The following is a 16,035-nucleotide window of genomic DNA, read 5'->3' on the forward strand; positions in this document are numbered from 1 at the left end:
AGCGACCCGATCGCCCACACCTCCCGGGGAGACCGACCGAGGAGGTGCCGATGTCCAGAACGCTCACCGCAGACCTACCACAGCGGATCGGGCAACGCGTCACGCTGCGGGGGTGGGTCCACCGTCGCAGACGGCTGTCCCGGATCGCGTTCCTCGTGGTCCGCGACCGCAGTGGGCTCGCCCAGGTCGTGGCGGACGGGAACCTGCTCGACGCACTCGGGGAGGAGACCGTCGTCGCCGTCGAGGGCACGGTGGTCGCCAACCCGAGGGCCCCCGGCGGCGCCGAGCTGACCGACCCGCGGATCACGGTGCTCGGTTCGGCCACCCCGCCGCCGGTCGAACTGTGGCGTCCAGCCCTGACGGCAGGCCTGCCCACACTGCTCGACCACGCCCCGATCGCCTGGCGCCACCCAGCCCGGTCAGCGGTGTGGCAGCTGGCCGCCGCGTCCGTGCGCGGGTTCCGCCGTGCGCTGGACGCGCGCGGCTTCATCGAGATCCAGACCCCGAAGCTGGTGGGCGGGTCCACCGAGTCGGGCGCGACGGTGTTCGTCGTCGACTACTTCGGCCGTCCCGCTTACCTGGCGCAGTCCCCGCAGTTCTACAAGCAGATGATGGTCGGGGTGTTCGAGCGGGTCTACGAGGTCGGCCCGGTCTTCCGCGCCGAACCCCACGACACCGTCCGGCACCTGGCCGAGTACGTGTCGCTCGACGTCGAGCTGGGTTTCGTCGACGACCACCGCGACGTTCTCGCCGTGCTGCGCGACGTGCTCGCCGGGATGGTCGGCACGATCCGCGCCGAGGCCGCGCAGGCGGTGGAGCGGGCGGCCGCACGCCTGCCGGAGGTGCCCGAGCGGATACCGCTCATCCACTTCCGGGACGCGCTCGCGCTCGTGGGCGCCGACCCGGACGAGCCCGACCTGGCGCCCGAGCACGAGCGGCACATCGGACGCTGGGCACTGGAGGAGCACGGGTCGGACTTCGTGGCCGTCGAGGGCTACCCGGCGCGCAAGCGCCCGTTCTACACGCACCCCGAGCCCGGCGACGCAGGCTCCACCAACTCCTTCGACCTGCTGTTCCGGGGCCTGGAGCTCGTCACCGGAGGCCAACGGCTGCACGAGTACGCCGACTACGCCCGAGCGCTCGCGGACCGGGGCGAAGCCACCGACGCCTTCGAGCCGTACCTGCAGGCGTTCCGGCACGGCATGCCGCCGCACGGCGGGTTCGCCATCGGGCTGGAGCGGTGGACCGCGCGTCTGGTCGGAGCGGACAACGTCCGGCGGACCACGCTGTTCCCCCGCGACCTGCACCGACTCGCACCGTAGCCGGGCGATCAAGGGCAACTGGTCGCTCCCGGAGGTCATTCGGCCACCATTTCCCCTTGGTCGGCCATCCGGTGCACGTGTTGCACCTCGGACGACACCACGTGCACGACGACGCCCCATCGAGCGCTGCCCGATCGCCCTCGACCACTGAGAACCCAGTAACCATCGATCTAGAGGGCCGATCCCGCGATGGCGTCGGCCGCCGCCAGCATCTGCGACCCCACCGGCTGCAGGCCGATCGAGACGGCGAGCAGCCCCGTGGAGACGCGTTCGACCACGCCCCACTCCCAGATCGCCACCGGGTCGCACCCGGTACGCGCGGCGAGCCACCGGGCCCGCTCGCGCGGGTCGCCCTCCATCAGCTCGACGGGATCCTCGCGCATCAGGACCCCGAGGTCGTACTCCGGCTCGGCGAGCAGGCCGTCCGGGTCGACCAGGGCGAACCCGCCGTCGCGGGCCTGCAGGGTGTTCCACCGGTGGACGTCGCCGTGCACGAGAAGCGCCCGCTCCGGCGAGTGCGCGGCGATCCGCCGCTCCGCGCAGGCGAGCGCGTGGTCGAGAGCCGCCCGGGAGCACGGCCCGCCGAGGTCGCGCCACGTGCGCAGGATGTGGTCGGCGAGCCATCGGCCCTTCTCCGCGCCGGTGCGCAGGCCCGAGTCGGGGGCGGGCCGCCACAGCCGGGCCGCGAGCGCGCACATGATCTCCAGCCGCCGCTCGATGGGCAGGCCCAGCTGGTTCAGCGAGGGACCGAGCCGGTCGAGCAGCAGCGCGCCGCGGTTGGCGTCCGACGCGAGCAGCCGCACGCATCCGGCGCCGTCCGCGAGCCGGAGCACGGTGATCTCGTCCGCCGCCTGACCCGGGCGCGGGACGAGCAGCTTCAGCACGGCCGGCGTGCCGTCGGCGAGCTCGGCCTCGGCGACGTAGGCCTCGGTGGGCTCCGCGTACGCCCGGCCCACGGTGATGCCCCAGTCCCGCTCGATGGCGGCGACCAGCGCCGACAGCCCGGCCAGCCAGCCCGCGGCACCCGCCCGCAGCGCCTTGGCCCGAACGACCTCGGGCACCACGACCTCCGGCACGGGGCGCACGGTAGAGCCGGCTCGCCGGGCGGGGTAGCGAGTTACCCGTCAGGCGGCGAGCGGCGCAGCAGAGGGCTCGGGCTCGGGCGTCAGCTCACCGGCACTGGCACCGAGGTGGGGCGGCGTCGGGCCACCCGGGCACGTGCACTGGCTCAGCGGACGCAGGCACTGCGGCGCGAAGCACGTGTCGTACCCGATCCGCTCGCCCGTCGACGTGATCACATAGCGGACCGAATTACTTAGCATACGACAATCAACAGCGGGCGTCGGCCGTTTGTTCCTCCGGATCAGGCGTTGACCAGCGGGAGGTGGTCGGCGATCGCCGCCACGAGTGCCGCCTTGGGCCGGGCGCCGACCACCTGGGTGACGACCTGCCCGCCCACGTAGAGGTTGAGAGTCGGCATCCCGAGCACGCCGGCGGCACGCGCGGTGCGCGGGTTGGCGTCGACGTCGAGCTCGGCGACGACCAGCTGCCCGGACAGCTCGACGGCCAGCTCCTGCAGCACCGGCTTGATCATCTTGCACGGCGGGCACCAGTCCGCCGTGAAGTCCAGCAGCACGGGCAGCTCGGCGCGCAGCACGAGCTCCTCGAACGTGTCGTCGGAAACGGGGATCATCGGTTCTCCTCGGAGAAGCAGCAGCGCGGGACGGGCGGATCGCCGAGCTGGGAGACGAGCTCGCGGCGCACGGCGTGCAACCGGGTGAGCCATTCGTCCACCTCGGCCAGCTTGCGGCGCTGCACGGCGCGCGAGGCCGGGCAGCTCGCCCCCGTCGGGTGGCCCGCACGCAGGCACTCGACGAACGGCCTGGTCTCCTCGAGCGCGAACCCGAGGTCCACCAGCGACCGGATCTCGGCGACGAGCGCCACGTCGCGCTCGTCGTAGTCGCGATAGCCGTTGGCCCGCCGACGCGCGGCGAGCAGGCCGAGCTCCTCGTAGTGCCGCAGCGTCCGGGGGCTCACCCCGGCGCGGCGGCCCAGCTCACCGATCCGCACCCGGACGACGCTAAACCCTGCCGCCGACGGCAACGCCAGCGTTCAGCCGGACTGGATCTCGCCCGATCCGCGGCGGATCAAGGTCGTCGGGACCAGGCGGACCCCGGGCGGGCTCGTGTCGCCCGCGATGCGGGCGAACAGGAGGTTCGCCGCCGTCCGGCCGATGGCGGCCGGGTCCTGCGCCACCACGGTGATGCCGGGCGAGAGCAGGTCGGCGAGCAGGACGTCGTCGAACCCCACCAACGCGACCGACCACTCCGCGCCGAGCCTGCGCAGCGCCCGCACCGCCCCGATAGTGATCAGGTTCTGCGCGGTGAACAGGGCGGTGGGCGGGTCGGGCCGGGCGAGCAGGGCGGTCACGGCACCGTCGGCGTCGGCCGACTCGCGCAGGTCGTGCACCACGAGGCCGGGGTCGAGGGGCAGGCCGAGCGAGGCGATGGCGTCGCGGTAACCCGCGTAGCGCTGGTCGGCGGTGCGGATCGAGCGCCGGTCCCCGAGGAACGCGATGCGCCGGTGCCCGGCCGCGGCGAGGTGCCGCACACCCTCCGCCGCGCCGAGCGCGTTGGTGGTGATCACGGAGTCGACGGCGATGCCGTTCGCCTCGCGGTCCACGCAGACGACCGCCGTGCCCGACGGGAGCTCGTCCGCGAGGTAGGACTGGTCGTCGCCGGCCGGCGCGAGCAGCAGCCCGTCGACCCGCCGCGCACCGAACTCCCGGGCCAGCGCGCGCTCCCGCGCCGGGTCCTCGTCGATGCTCGCGGAGAAGACCACGACCCCCCGCTCGCGCGCCTCGTTCTCCACGGCCCGCTGGACGGCAGCCGAGAACGGGTTGGCGACGTCCTCGAGCAGCAGCGCGATCGCCGACGTCCGGCCGTCGGTGCGCAGGAGGCGGGCGCCCGCGTGGGGGTGGAAGCCCAGCTCGTCGATCGCCCGCCGCACCCGGACCGCGAGCGCCGTCGAGACCCCCGGCTCGTCGTTGACCACCCGCGAGACCGTCTTGAGGCTGACGTCAGCGCGCTGGGCGACGTCGCGCATGGTCGGGCGGCGGCGCCGCGCCGGGACGGTCTGCACGTGGGCAGCATGGTCCGTCGCGTCTGACATCGTTGTCAGCTTAACCACTTCGTTACGAACCGCACCCTTGTGGCACCGGGGTGTCGGACGCCACAGTTCCGACAACGTTGTCTCCACGTCGACGCTGACGAGAGGTCGTTGCGATGAACAAGGCAGGGAGGACCCGCAGGCGGGCCACCGCGCTCGCCGTCGGGGCAGTGGCGGCCCTCGCACTCGCCGCGTGCGGTGGCGGGTCCGAATCGAGCGGCGGAGGCGGCGGCGGCAAGCCGATCGTCGGCCTCATCACCAAGACCGACACCAACCCGTTCTTCGTCAAGATGAAGGAAGGCGCCCAGCAGGCTGCCGGCTCGTCCGGCGTCGAGCTGCAGACGTTCGCGGGCAAGCAGGACGGCGACAACGAGTCGCAGGTGCAGGCCATCGAGACACTGATCTCCGCGGGGGCGGCCGGCTTCCTGATCACCCCCAACGACTCCAAGGCGATCGTCCCGACGCTCGACCGCGCGCGTCAGCAGGGCCTGTACGTCATCGCGCTCGACACCCAGACCGATCCGCCGGACGCCGCCGACGCCACCTTCGCCACCGACAACTTCCAGGCCGGCCTGCTCATCGGGCAGTGGGCGAAGTCGAAGTTCGAGGCCGAGGGCAAGCAGGCCCGGATCGCGATGCTGGACCTCTCGCCGAACCGGCCGACCGTCGACGTCCAGCGCGACCAGGGCTTCCTGAAGGGCTTCGGCGTCGAGGTGGGCGACCCCAAGCAGATCGGCGACGAGTCCGACCCGCGCATCTCCGGCCACGGCGTCACCCAGGGCGCCGAGGAGGGCGGCCGCACGGCGATGGAGAACCTCCTGCAGAGCGACCCGTCGATCAACCTCGTCTACACGATCAACGAACCGGCGGCCGCCGGCGCGTACGAGGCGATCAAGGCCGCCGGGCGGCAGAACGACATCGAGATCGTCTCCGTCGACGGCGGGTGCCCCGGGGTCCAGAACGTCAAGGCCGGCATCATCGGCGCCACGTCGCAGCAGTACCCGCTGAAGATGGCGTCCCTGGGCGTCGAGGCGCTCGCCGCACACGCGAGCAACGGCGCGGAGGCACAACCCACCGCGGGCAAGGACTTCACCGACACCGGCGTCACGCTCATCACCGACGAGCCGCAGCCGGGCGTCGACTCCAAGGACACCGCGTTCGGCCTGCAGAACTGCTGGGGCTGATCGGATGGCCGACGACACGCCGGGCCCGGTCGCCACGGCGGCCGGGCCGCAGCCCCACGGGTTCGACGAACGGCGGGCCGACACACCGCTGCAGCGCATGCAGCACGTCCTCCACGCCCGTCCGATCCTCGGCCCCCTGGCCGTGCTCCTGCTCGCGATCATCGCGTTCTCGCTGGTGAGCGGCCGCTTCCTGACCGCGGCCAACCTCGGGTTGGTGATGCAGCAGGTCACCGTGATCGCGGTGCTCGCGCTCGGCCAGACGCTGGTGATCCTCACCGCCGGCATCGACCTCTCGGTCGGCGCGATCGCCGTGTTCTCCTCGATCATCATGGCGAACCTGGCCACCGACCTGGGCGTGCCGGGCGTCCCCGCCCTGCTGCTCGGGATCGTGTGCGGCACCGCGATGGGAGCCTTCAACGGCTTCCTGGTCACGCGGATCGCGCTGCCCCCGTTCATCGTCACGCTGGGCACGCTCTCGATCTTCTTCTCGCTCAACTCGGTGGTGTCCAAGAGCGAGACCGTCCGCGGCACCGACATGCCCTCGATCCTCACGTGGACCGGCACGACGTTCCCGATCGGCGACTTCCGGATCACCTACGGGTCGATCATCATGCTGCTGCTCTTCGCGTTCTTCTACTACGCGCTCGGGTACACGGCGTGGGGCCGGCACGTCTACGCCACCGGCGACGACATCGAGGCCGCCCGCCTCGCCGGCATCCGCACCAGCAGGGTGCTGTTCTCGGTCTACCTGGTGGCCGGGCTGGTCTACGCGGTCGGCGCCTGGGTCCTGATCGGCCGGCTCGCGTCGGCCAGCCCGAACGTCGGCATCGAGTACAACCTCAACTCCATCACGGCCGTCGTGCTCGGCGGCACCAGCCTCTTCGGCGGCCGCGGCCTGGTGCTCGGCACGCTGGTCGGCGCGCTCATCGTCGGCGTGTTCCAGAACGGGCTGCAGCTCGCAGGCGTCGACGTCGTGTGGCAGGGCTTCGCGATCGGCCTGCTGGTGCTCGTCGCCGTGTCCATCGACCAGTGGATCAGGAAGGTCCGCGCATGACGACGACCCGAACGCCCGTGCTCCAGGCGCGCGGGCTCGTCAAAAGGTACGGGCCGGTCACCGCGATCGGGGGCAGCGACCTCGAGCTCTACCCCGGTGAGATCCTCGCGATCATCGGCGACAACGGTGCCGGCAAGACCAGCCTGATCAAGGCACTGTGCGGGGCGCTCATCCCCGACGCCGGCGAGATCCTCCTCGACGGCAGGCCGGTGCACTTCCGCAGCCCGATGGACGCCCGGCGCGCCGGGATCGAGACCGTCTACCAGACCCTCGCCGTCGCGCCCGGGCTCGACATCGCCGACAACCTGTTCCTGGGCCGCGAGGAGCGCAAGCCGGGGATCCTCGGCTCGGTGTTCCGGATGCTCGACCGCAAGCACATGCGGTCGGAGGCGCAGCGGCACATGACCGACCTCGGCATCACCACGCTGCAGAACATCGGGCAGGCCGTGGAGAGCCTGTCCGGTGGTCAGCGGCAGGGCGTGGCGGTGGCGCGGTCGGCCGCGTTCGGCAGCAAGGTCGTGATCCTCGACGAGCCGACGGCGGCACTGGGCGTCAGGGAGGGCAACCGGGTGCTGCAGCTCATCCGGGACGTCCGCGACCGCGGCCTGCCGGTGATCCTCATCAGCCACAACATGCCGCACGTGTTCGAGCTGGCCGACCGGATCCACATCCAGCGGCTCGGCCGCCGCGCCACGGTGATCACTCCGCAGTCACACACGATGACCGAAGCAGTGGCGATCATGACGGGGGCGGCGGAACCGCCCCCACCCGTGGCCTGAAACCGGCAGACTGCCCCGCATGCGGACCGTGCACGCGCTGGTACTCGTTGCGATCACGGCAGCGGCGTGCGGGGCACCGGGCGCGGCCCCGCCCGCGCCGCCGGCGCCCGACCCGGCCCTGCCGTCCCGGTTGGTCGAGGAGGTCACCGGCGACGGCGCGCTGACCCACCTCACCGAGCTGCAGCGCATCGCCGACGCGAACGGCGGCAACCGGGCGCTCGGCACGCCGGGCTACGACGCGAGCGTCGACCACGTCGTCGGGGTACTGCGCGGCGCGGGCTACGACGTGCAGACGCCGACCTTCACGGCCCGGCGGTTCGACGTGCAGCAGGAACGGCTCGTGGTGGGCGGCGAGCCGGTGGCGGTCTCGGCGCTCGGCTTCTCGCCCACCACACCGGGAGACGGCGTCACTGGGCCGCTCGCCCCGATGGCCGGCGAGGGCTGCAACCCGGCCGACGCATCGGCCGTGCCGCCCGGGTCGGTGGCCCTCGTCCGGCGAGGCACGTGCACGTTCGCCCAGAAGGCCGCGCACGCCGCCGCGGCAGGCGCCGCAGGCCTCATCGTGATCAACAATGCGGACGAGCCACTGGAGGACGGCACGCTCGGCGAAGCCGCGACCGGGGTGCTGCCCACCGGGGGCGTGTCCCGGTCGGCGGGCGACGCGCTGGCCGGGCGGGCCGGCGCACCCGTCACGCTGACGCTGGTGACCACGACGCAGGAGACCCAGAGCCGCAACGTGATCGCCCAGACCCGCACCGGCAACCCGGACGACGTGGTGGTCGCGGGCGCGCACCTCGACTCCGTGCCCGAGGGGCCGGGCGTCAACGACAACGGTTCCGGCGTCGCCACGCTCCTGGAGACGGCCGTCCACCTCGGCGCGTCGCCGCCGGTGGCGAACGCCGTGCGCTTCGCGTTCTGGGGCGCCGAGGAGGCCGGGCTCGTGGGCTCCACCGCGTACGTGCAGGGGCTCCCCGACGAGGAGCTCAGGCGGATCGCGCTCTACCTCAACCTCGACATGGTCGGCTCGCCGAACGCCGGCTACCTCGTGTACGACGGCGACGACTCCGACCACGAGGGCGACGGCCCCGGCCCGCCCGGCTCGGCGGCCGTCGAGCGCGCGCTCGTCGAGGGCCTGGCCGCGGCGGGTGTGCAGGCCGCCGGCACCGACTTCAGCGGCCGCTCCGACTACGGCCCCTTCATCGGGCGGGGCATCCCCTCCGGCGGGCTGTTCACCGGCGCCGAGGAGGTCAAGTCGCCCGAGGAGGCGCAGCGCTGGGGCGGCACCGCGGGCGAGGCGTACGACCGCTGCTACCACCAGGCCTGCGACCGCCTGGACACGCTCGACCGCACCGCCCTCGACCGCAACACCGACGCCTTCGCCTCCGCGCTCGCCCACTTCGCGCTCTCGACGGACGAGCTCGCCGCAGGCTGAGTGGAGGTGCCGCCTCACACATCCCGTACCGGCTTCACACGAGGCGATGAACGTTCGGCTTCTCGACGTGGCTGTCAGGAGTCGGCGGCCGTCGGTGTTCGGCTCATGTGCTGACGACGGGCCGCCACGGTCGTTGCGACTCGGACGAAGGTCGCGACGTGGCGCACCGGAGAGGCCGGTGGCCACGCCACGACCAGGGTGCTGGGGATCGCGTCGGCGACGGGCACGCGTACGAGGTCGGGACCGAAGGGCTCCGCGACGGACCTGGGTAGGACGGCAATCGTGCGTCCGAGGGCGACCAGCTGCGCCAGCTGGGTCATGTCGGCGACCTCGGGCCCGGTTGCACCGTCTGCCGCCCCGCCGTGCCAGCGCGGCAACGTCTCGCCCTGCAGGTCGGCGACGCGCAGAGTCGCTCGCCGTGCCAGGGGATGCCGGTCGGGCAGCACGGCCACGCGCTTCTCGATCATGAGGGTCCTCGCCTCTAGCCCGTGGACGTTCTCGTGCGGCGTGTGCAGCAGCGCCACGTCCGCCCGTCCGTCGTGCAGCAGGTTCGCCCGATCGGCGACACCCCCGAAGAGGACCTCCACAGCCGGCGCATCCGGCTCCCGCTCGTACTCGGCGAGGATGTCGGGCAGCAGGCCACCGTCACCGCCGGGTTTCACCACCAGCCGGAGACGGGCGTCGGGTCTACCCGCCTGCCGGGCGTGACGGGCCGCGGCCATCACCACGTCCAGCGCGTGCCGCCCGTCGCTGAGCAGAACCTCTCCGGCGGGGGTGAGGGAGACGTGGCGGCTGCTGCGTTCCAGCAACCGGACACCGAGCCGCTGCTCGAGTTGTCGGATCGCCTTCGACAGCGCCGGCTGAGCGATCATGAGCCGGCTGGCGGCACGACCGAAGTGCAGCTCCTCGGCTACGGCGAGGAAGTACTCCAGCTCGCGCGTCTCCAACCGATCCATACCTGGAGGTTATCGACGAGGAGGTCGATCGGTCTTGGACGAGCGTCGATGTCCGGTGCTGTCATCGGTGCATGACCATCCACGCAACAGATCGGAAGTCCGCTCTCATCATCGGGGCGTCGCGCGGGCTCGGTCTGGCGATGGCTGCCGAGTACGTGTCCCGCGAGTGGTGGGTGACAGCCACCGTCCGAGGCGACGGGCGGACAGCGCTGCATGACCTGGCGGACTCGGCCGACGGTCGGCTGACCGTCGAGAAGGTGGACATCACGGCGCCCGAGGAGGTCGCCGCACTGCACGCGCGAGTCGCCGGCCGGGCCTTCGACCTGCTGTTCGTCAACGCCGCGATCAGCAATGGCGATGTCCCGGTCGCCGACGTCTCGACCGAGACGTTCAACCGCGTCATGGTGACCAACGCACTCAGCCCCGTGCGCGTCGTCGAGGCACTACAGGACCTCGTGCCACCGACCGGCACGATCGGGATCATGTCGTCGCGGCAAGGGAGCATCACGCTGAACGACCGTGCCGGTTACGAGGTCTACCGGGCCAGCAAGTCCGCGCTCAACCAGCTCATGCGCAGCTTCGCCGCACGCCATGGGCGCGACCCGCGCACCCTGCTGCTCCTCAGCCCGGGCTGGGTGCAGACCGAGCTGGGCGGTCCGGCCGCCCCTCTGACGATCGGCGAGAGCATCCCGGGGATCGTGGACACGATCGAGAAGCACGCTGGCAAGGGCGGCTTGCATTTCGTCGACCACCGGAACCAGACCCTGCCGTGGTGAGTCAGCCGGTCGCCGGGCCCTCCGGCGTGACGACGCCTTGATGGAGATCATGCTCGATCCGGGTTGGGGGTGAAGTGCTGGTGAGGCGCGTCAGTCGTATTCGCCGATCACCCACCACCTCCCCTCCCGGTGCAGGAGCAGCAGCGCCTCGCCGTCGTGCAGGCCGACCTGCAGGCGGCTCGCCTCAGCGCTGCCCGCCGCCCACCACCGCTGCCGCACCGGCCACGGCCCGGCCCACCCCAGGACCTGCCGCAGCTCGCCGCCGTCGACCGCGACGGCGGCCGGCAACCCGTAGAGCAGGTCGGGCGCGCGGAGCAGGACCGGGCTGCCGTCGGCGGCGGTCAGCTCGGCCGGGAGGGGCTGCGGCGGCACCGTGGCCGGTGACGGCGCGGGGAGCCGGCCCGGCCACGACGGCGGTGGCTCGTGGGGGGTGGCGCGGCCGGCGGGAGGCCGTGGGGCCGGGACGCGCCGGCGCCGGTTGGTGGTGCGCATGCGCTCCGCCTCGGGCAGCTCGGCCGCGGAGGTCCGCCCGGTGCGGCGCACGACGTCCTCCGGCCATCCGGCCGGGGCGACGAGCGGGCCGGAGCTCGCCCACGTGCGCTCCGCGCTCTTCGTACGAACGGCATGCTCGTCCGGCTCCATCGGACGGGAGGGCCGCTCGTCCGAACCGGGAGCGGGTGCGGGGAGGCCCAGGTCTCGGTCGTCGCCCCAGGGGACGAACCGGACCTGCTCCGCGGGATCTCGCCCGCCCACCAGCACGGCGGTGACCACCGCCTCCGGTCCGAGCAGCGCCTGCACCCGCACCAGTGCACGCCCCGCGCGCTCGCGCGCCTCCCCGACGTCGCCCCACAGGCCCAGCTGCAGCGCTCCCGCGGTGACGGTCTCCTCCGGCACCAGCCGGAGGCGGGCGACCGCGCCGTCGGCCTCGGCCGGCACGTCCCCGGAACGGCGGCGGCGGGTGAGCCAGGCGTCCAGCTGCCACCGGACGCGGTCGACGGTGCCGGCCGGGGTGAGCGGCTCGGCGCACCGCCAGATCCGGTGCAGCTCCTCCCCGCCCACCGTCTGAGCGGCGACCCCGAGCCGGGTGCACGAGAGGCCGTGCGAGGCCAGCGTGCGGTGCAGCCGCTCGGCGAGACCGCGGGCGGCGAAGGCGGCGGCGTCGACCCGGTCGACGGGTGGGTCCAGCTCGACCTCGACGGCGAGCTCCTCCGGCGGAGTGCGGCGCACCGGTGGGCGCGGGTCGAGGCCGCGGGCGAGCCGGTGGCAGTGCACGGCGTCGGCCCCGAACCGGGAGGCGACGTCCTCGGCGTCGAGCCTGGCGAACGCCCCCAGGCTGCGCAGCCCCAGCCTGCGCAGCAGCCCGATCAGCTCGGAGCGGTCGACGTCGGGTTCGCGGTCGAGCTCCTCGACCCCGAGCGGGGCCAGGAAGGCCGGGGTGTCGCCGGGCGCGACGGCCAGGGCCCGCCGGGCCGCGAGCACCGCGGCGAACAGCCCGTCGGCCACCCCCACCTGGCTCTCGACCCCGGTGCGGGCGGCGACCTGGTCGACGAGGACCTCCGCGGCCTCCTGCTCCCCTCCGAACCAGCTCACCGGCCCCTGCGCGGCCAGCGCCACCAGCCCGGGCCGGACCACCTCCACCCCCGGAGCCAGCTCCTCGACGGCGGCGACGACCGGCTCGAACGCGCGGGCGTCGCGGTCGGGGTCGCGGTCGAGCACCGCGAGGTCGGGGCACCGCGCCTGCGCCTCCCGCCTGCGCAACCCGCGCCGCACCCCCTGCGCCCTGGCCACCGCCGAGCACGCCAGCACCCGGTTGGCGACGACCACCGCCGCCGGCCGGTGGGGCGGGACGTGCGCGGCCATGGCCGCGGCGGTGACCGGCCAGTCGGGCGACCACAGCGCGAGCACCCGGGTGGCCCCGCCGGGCTCGCCGGATGAGGCCCTCACCGGGGCCACGGCGCCATTCGGCGCGTCGACCGCGCTCATCCCGCCACCTTCTCGATGTGCGGCACGACAACCTCGGCGTCCGGCGCCGCGGCCACGGCGCCACCGGGTGCCGGCAGCAGCAGGCCGGCCGACCGCCCGCCCGGCGCCAGACCCCGCCCGTGCACCCGCACCCGCACCTGCCGCGCCGCGAGCCGTCCGGCCCCGGCGCCCAACCCCCGCCAGCCGACGTCGGCGCAGCTCAGCTCGAGGTCGGCACCCGGCCACGCCCCGAGCGCCACCAGCACCGCACCCCGCTGCCGCGCCCGTGCCGCCAGCCGCTGCCGCTCGGCCGCGCGCACCCCGGCCCGCTCCGCGCCCGCCACCGCCACGACGTCCATCCCGTCGAGCAGCGCGACGGTGACGGCCATCAGGTCGGGCCCGGGCTCGGGGACCAGCGCGAGGCGTTCCAGCCGCACCCCGGCCTCGGCCGCCGCCACCAGCCCGAGCCCCGGCCGACCGACCACGGCCGCCCACGCTCCCCCGGCCGACGCCTCCGCGAGCAGCGCGAACAGCAACGACGTGGCGGCGGAGGCAGGCGGGAGGGCGACCGTGGATCCGCGACGCAGCCCACCCCCGGGCAACAGCCGGGCCAGCGGTTCGGCCACCGGGAGCACCCGGCCGTCGGACTCCGGTGCCGGCCGCACCGCCGCCGACCGGTCCTCCATGCGTCGCAGCAGCCCGCGGGCGAGCTCGAGCCGATCAGCGACAGCAGGTGCACCCACACACGCCTCCCCAACATCCACGCCGCGGGGAAGGCAGCTGTTCGAACGTGTGTTCGATGCTAGTGGACTCCGGGAGGAAGCTCAAGCGTGCGTGCCGACTCGTGGTGGACCAGCACGCCGGACCTGCTTCAGTGGGCGAAGTGGCGGGTGCCCGTGAAGTACATCGACACGCCCGCCGCCGCCGCGGCGTCGATCGACAGCTGGTCGCGCACCGAGCCGCCCGGCTGCACGACGGCCCGCACCCCCGCCTCCAGCAGCACCTCGAGCCCGTCGGCGAACGGGAAGTACGCGTCGGACGCGGCGACCGAACCACGGACGCGGTCGCCCGCGCGCTGCACCGCGAGCCGGCACGAGTCGACCCGGTTGACCTGCCCCATCCCGATCCCGACGGCGGCCCCACCGGAGGCGAGCAGGATCGCGTTCGACTTCACGGACCGGCAGGCCCGCCAGGCGAACGCCAGGTCGGCGAGCACATCGGCAGGCACGGGCTCGCCGGTGGCGAGGGTCCAGGTGGCCGGGTCGTCCCCGGCGGCGTCCAACGCGTCGCGCTGCTGGAGCAGCAGACCGCCCGAGATCGGCCGCAGCTCGGCGCCCTGCCGCGCGTCGGCCGGCAGCCTCAGCACGCGGACGTTCTTCTTCCGGGTGAGCACCTCGAGCGCGCCGTCCGCGTAGCCGGGCGCCACCACGACCTCGGTGAACACCTCCGCCACCTGCTCGGCCATCGCGACGCTGACCTCGGTGTTCGTCGCGATCACACCCCCGAACGCGCTCACCGGGTCGGTGGCGTGCGCCAGCCGGTGCGCCTCGGCGACGTCGGCACCGAGCGCGATGCCGCACGGGTTGGCGTGCTTGATGATCGCGACGCACGTTCCGTCGTGGTCGTGCGCGGCGCGCCACGCGGCGTCGGCGTCGACGTAGTTGTTGTAGGACATCTCCTTGCCGTGCAGCTGCTGCGCCGCTGCGAGCCCGGGCCGCCCCGAGACGTACAGCGCGGCCCGCTGGTGCGGGTTCTCGCCGTAGCGCAGCGTGGAGGCGCGGTCCCAGGTGGCGCCGACCCAGGAGGGGAACGCGCCGTCCTCCTCGGGCGCGAGCACGTTGCCCATCCAGGACGCCACGGCGACGTCGTACGTCGCGGTGTGCCGGAACGCCGCGGCCGCGAGCCGCCGCCGGTCCTCGAGCGCGAAGCCGCCGTTCTTGACCTGCTCGAGCGCCCACTCGTACCGCGCGGGCTCGACGACGACGGCCACGCTGCCGTGGTTCTTCGCCGACGCGCGGACCATGGCCGGCCCACCGATGTCGATCTGTTCGACGCACTCGGCGGGCGTGGCACCGGACGCCACCGTCTCGGTGAACGGGTAGAGGTTCGACACCAGCAGCTCGAACGGCGCGATCTCCAGCTCCGCGAGCTGCGCCACGTGCGCCGGGTTGTGCGTGTCGGCGAGCAGGCCGGCGTGCACGCGTGGGTGCAACGTCTTCACGCGGCCGTCCAGGCACTCCGGGAACCCGGTGAGCTGCTCGACCGGCGTGACCGGCACCCCCGCGTCGGCGATCCGCTGCGCCGTGGACCCGGTGGACACGATCTCGACGCCTTGGGCGTGCAGGCCCGCTGCGAGCTCCGTGAGCCCGGTCTTGTCGTAGACGCTGATCAGGGCCCGCCGCACCGGCTTGCGTTCAGTCACGGGATGGTCACCTCTCGTCCGGTCACGGTGGCCCCGTCCCGGGCCAGCGCGGCGACGGTGCCCACCAGCAGCCGTCGCTCCTCGATCTTGATGCGTTCGTGCAGCGTGTCGACGGTGTCGCCGGGCTCGACGGGCACCGCGCTCTGGGCGAGCACCGGGCCCGTGTCCACGCCGTCGTCGACGATGTGGACGGTGGCGCCGGTGACCTTCACCCCGTAGGACAACGCATCGGCCACCCCGCGGACCCCGGGGAACGCCGGGAGCAGCGCAGGATGCGTGTTGATCATCGGGCTGCCCACACCCGCGAGGAAGCCCGCACCGAGGATCTTCATGAAGCCCGCGCTCACCACGAGGTCCGGGCGGTGCTCGGCGACGGCCTTGGCCATGGCCGCGTCCCAGGCGGCGCGGTCGGGGTGGTCGGCGACCCGCACCGCGAACGTCGCGATGCCGGCGCGCTCGGCGCGCGCGAGGCCATCGATGCCGTCGCGGTCGGCCCCGACGGCGACCACCCGCGCCGGGTAGCCGGGTTCGGCTGCGGCGTCGAGCAGCGCCTGCAGGAGCGTGCCCGTGCCGGACACGAGCACGACGACCCGGGCCGGCACGGGGGTCTCCACCCGGTACGAACGGCTCGGGGACGCGGGCACGCAGGAGCTCCTCGACGGGTCGGGGAATCACGGACGACGTGTCCAGGGTAAGCCGCGGTGCAGGTCACACCGCCTTCGGACCCGTCACTCCCCGTCGTTGCGTTCGCCCGCGTCCTCCTCGGCGCGCTGTGCGACGAGGTCGGCCACGGTCTGCGGACGGCGCTGATCCGGAACGGACACGGGCTCCTCCACCTGCGGCTCCGCCCGTCGCCACCACCGGCGGCGCGCCGGGCGCCGCGGTGGCTCCGGCGAACGGCGGGCCGCAGGCACCCGGCGCGCGGCGGCGCGCCCGCCGGTGCCGGCCCGGCCGTCGGCGCGCTCGTCGTCGGCGGTCTC

General features: G+C 73.7%; 17 protein-coding genes. 6 read left to right on the forward strand and 11 right to left on the reverse strand.

Annotated elements, in window-relative coordinates:
- The first annotated feature begins 50 nt into the window (after positions 1–50).
- Entirely contained in the window at positions 51–1,322 is a 1,272-nt protein-coding gene (gene aspS / locus ABEA81_RS03645) for an aspartate--tRNA(Asn) ligase (RefSeq protein WP_345603220.1), read from the forward strand.
- A 170-nt stretch (positions 1,323–1,492) separates the two neighbouring features.
- On the opposite strand, the gene ABEA81_RS03650 is transcribed toward aspS, so the two are convergent.
- From ABEA81_RS03650 to ABEA81_RS03670, 5 genes are all read right to left on the reverse strand, one after another.
- Positions 1,493–2,398: an aminoglycoside phosphotransferase family protein gene (locus ABEA81_RS03650; protein WP_345603222.1), complete on the reverse strand. Its 906-nt coding sequence runs from the start codon at positions 2,396–2,398 to the stop codon at positions 1,493–1,495.
- Between the two features lie 48 nt (positions 2,399–2,446).
- On the reverse strand, positions 2,447–2,620 hold the full coding sequence (locus tag ABEA81_RS03655; protein WP_345603223.1) for a hypothetical protein: 174 nt from the start codon (positions 2,618–2,620) through the stop codon (positions 2,447–2,449).
- Positions 2,621–2,685: 65 nt separating this feature from the next.
- Positions 2,686–3,015, reverse strand: a complete 330-nt coding sequence (locus ABEA81_RS03660; protein ID WP_345603225.1) for a thioredoxin family protein — start codon at positions 3,013–3,015, stop codon at positions 2,686–2,688.
- Positions 3,012–3,392, reverse strand: a complete 381-nt coding sequence (locus tag ABEA81_RS03665; protein WP_345603227.1) for a MerR family transcriptional regulator — start codon at positions 3,390–3,392, stop codon at positions 3,012–3,014. Before ABEA81_RS03665 ends, ABEA81_RS03660 begins: the two co-directional genes overlap by 4 nt.
- A gap of 42 nt (positions 3,393–3,434) precedes the next feature.
- Positions 3,435–4,493 (reverse strand): LacI family DNA-binding transcriptional regulator, encoded by a 1,059-nt coding sequence (locus tag ABEA81_RS03670; RefSeq protein ID WP_345603229.1) that lies wholly within the window; start codon positions 4,491–4,493, stop codon positions 3,435–3,437.
- Positions 4,494–4,606: 113 nt separating this feature from the next.
- Here ABEA81_RS03670 and ABEA81_RS03675 point away from each other — a divergent pair, with 113 nt between their 5' ends.
- Genes ABEA81_RS03675 through ABEA81_RS03690 form a run of 4 tightly spaced genes read left to right on the forward strand, consistent with a single transcriptional unit; the run spans position 4,607 to position 8,939 of the window.
- Complete coding sequence (locus ABEA81_RS03675) at positions 4,607–5,674, forward strand: sugar ABC transporter substrate-binding protein (RefSeq protein ID WP_345603231.1); 1,068 nt, start codon at positions 4,607–4,609, stop codon at positions 5,672–5,674.
- A gap of 4 nt (positions 5,675–5,678) precedes the next feature.
- Complete coding sequence (locus tag ABEA81_RS03680) at positions 5,679–6,728, forward strand: ABC transporter permease (RefSeq protein ID WP_345603233.1); 1,050 nt, start codon at positions 5,679–5,681, stop codon at positions 6,726–6,728.
- Complete coding sequence (locus ABEA81_RS03685; protein ID WP_345603234.1) at positions 6,725–7,507, forward strand: ATP-binding cassette domain-containing protein; 783 nt, start codon at positions 6,725–6,727, stop codon at positions 7,505–7,507. Before ABEA81_RS03680 ends, ABEA81_RS03685 begins: the two co-directional genes overlap by 4 nt.
- 19 nt (positions 7,508–7,526) lie before the next feature.
- Positions 7,527–8,939 (forward strand): M28 family metallopeptidase, encoded by a 1,413-nt coding sequence (locus ABEA81_RS03690; RefSeq protein WP_345603236.1) that lies wholly within the window; start codon positions 7,527–7,529, stop codon positions 8,937–8,939.
- A 74-nt stretch (positions 8,940–9,013) separates the two neighbouring features.
- On the opposite strand, the gene ABEA81_RS03695 is transcribed toward ABEA81_RS03690, so the two are convergent.
- Complete coding sequence (locus tag ABEA81_RS03695) at positions 9,014–9,895, reverse strand: LysR family transcriptional regulator (RefSeq protein ID WP_345603238.1); 882 nt, start codon at positions 9,893–9,895, stop codon at positions 9,014–9,016.
- 71 nt (positions 9,896–9,966) lie between these two features.
- Here ABEA81_RS03695 and ABEA81_RS03700 point away from each other — a divergent pair, with 71 nt between their 5' ends.
- Positions 9,967–10,671, forward strand: coding sequence for an SDR family oxidoreductase (locus tag ABEA81_RS03700; protein ID WP_345603240.1), 705 nt, complete (start codon positions 9,967–9,969; stop codon positions 10,669–10,671).
- A gap of 90 nt (positions 10,672–10,761) precedes the next feature.
- Here ABEA81_RS03700 and ABEA81_RS03705 read toward each other — a convergent pair whose 3' ends face one another.
- From ABEA81_RS03705 to ABEA81_RS03725, 5 genes are all read right to left on the reverse strand, one after another.
- Positions 10,762–12,531: a DNA polymerase Y family protein gene (locus tag ABEA81_RS03705; protein WP_345603298.1), complete on the reverse strand. Its 1,770-nt coding sequence runs from the start codon at positions 12,529–12,531 to the stop codon at positions 10,762–10,764.
- Between the two features lie 119 nt (positions 12,532–12,650).
- Positions 12,651–13,376, reverse strand: coding sequence for a hypothetical protein (locus ABEA81_RS03710; RefSeq protein WP_345603242.1), 726 nt, complete (start codon positions 13,374–13,376; stop codon positions 12,651–12,653).
- 128 nt (positions 13,377–13,504) lie between these two features.
- Positions 13,505–15,055: a bifunctional phosphoribosylaminoimidazolecarboxamide formyltransferase/IMP cyclohydrolase gene (gene purH / locus ABEA81_RS03715; RefSeq protein WP_345603244.1), complete on the reverse strand. Its 1,551-nt coding sequence runs from the start codon at positions 15,053–15,055 to the stop codon at positions 13,505–13,507.
- On the reverse strand, positions 15,052–15,699 hold the full coding sequence (gene purN / locus ABEA81_RS03720) for a phosphoribosylglycinamide formyltransferase (RefSeq protein ID WP_345603246.1): 648 nt from the start codon (positions 15,697–15,699) through the stop codon (positions 15,052–15,054). Before purN ends, purH begins: the two co-directional genes overlap by 4 nt.
- An 84-nt stretch (positions 15,700–15,783) precedes the next feature.
- Positions 15,784–16,035: hypothetical protein (locus ABEA81_RS03725; protein WP_345603248.1), on the reverse strand; the 252-nt coding region annotated here is incomplete at its 5' end.

Origin of the sequence: Pseudonocardia adelaidensis (assembly GCF_039543345.1) — a bacterium.
Taxonomy (GTDB): Bacteria; Actinomycetota; Actinomycetes; order Mycobacteriales; family Pseudonocardiaceae; genus Pseudonocardia; species Pseudonocardia adelaidensis.